Genomic DNA, 839 nt, shown 5'->3' with positions numbered 1-839 from the left:
GGGGCTCCTGCGATTTCTAGCTGAAGAAAAGCGAGCAGGAATGGCTCAGTCGCCTGGGAGCCTTGGGCAACCCAACCAACGGCGGATCTACCGCTGGCCAATTCAAATCTGCGGTGGGATTGTTTTCTGGAGAGTTGCCGCTACCATTACACTTTGAGCGTTGCCACCGGAAACTCCCCGGCGGGAAAAGAAGAGGGGGCTGCGTCCAAAGTGGGGGATTAAGGTCATGTTCCAGCGTATTGCTCTCGGCTCTGCTGCATTGGGATTGCTTCTGGCCATACCCGTCCTTCCCAGCCACGGGTTTGGAGAGCCCCGGGTCGTTCCCGCTACCCCGTTCTACTTCGACAACCACCGCTTCGATCGCTACCCAGATGCGGTTGTGGTGCGGGTGGTCAACGGCGACACCCTAGTGGTGCAAATCGAAGGGGAACAGAAGATGCGCCTAATCCGGTTGGCCGGGATCGAGGGTCTTAGCCCGGAAGAAAACCCCTATTACCAGCAAGCCATTGAACTGATGCGGGAGCGCATCCTCTACCGCACCGTCAAGCTGGAAGGGGATAAGTTGCTGCGCAACGTAGATGCTACGGGCTTGGTGGAGGCCTATGTCTGGTTAGAAGGCCATCAGATGAACGCCATGTTGGTGCGCAATGGCCTGGCCCGCATCATCCCCTACAGCCACAACATCAAGTACGACAGCTACTACGGTGGCCTACAAGAAAAAGCCCAGCAGGAGCGCCTTGGCATTTGGAGCCGTCTCTGAGTTGGCTTTATACTGAACTTCAGTTCTTTAATCTTCAAGGGAGCAGAGAGGAAAGAGCATGACTCTAGTCAATAATAAG

At 55.7% G+C, this 839-nt stretch carries 1 protein-coding gene; it reads left to right on the top strand.

Annotation, left to right across the window (positions count from 1 at the left end; genetic code table 11):
• The first annotated feature begins 226 nt into the window (after window positions 1-226).
• Entirely contained in the window at window positions 227-760 is a 534-nt protein-coding gene (locus NW818_RS13920; protein ID WP_414424893.1) for a thermonuclease family protein, read from the top strand.
• The last annotated feature ends 79 nt before the right edge of the window (window positions 761-839 follow it).

This window comes from Synechococcus sp. R6-5 (genome assembly GCF_047461775.1).
Classification (GTDB): Bacteria; Cyanobacteriota; Cyanobacteriia; order Thermostichales; family Thermostichaceae; genus Thermostichus.
This window is presented reverse-complemented; position numbering and strand designations above follow the sequence as displayed.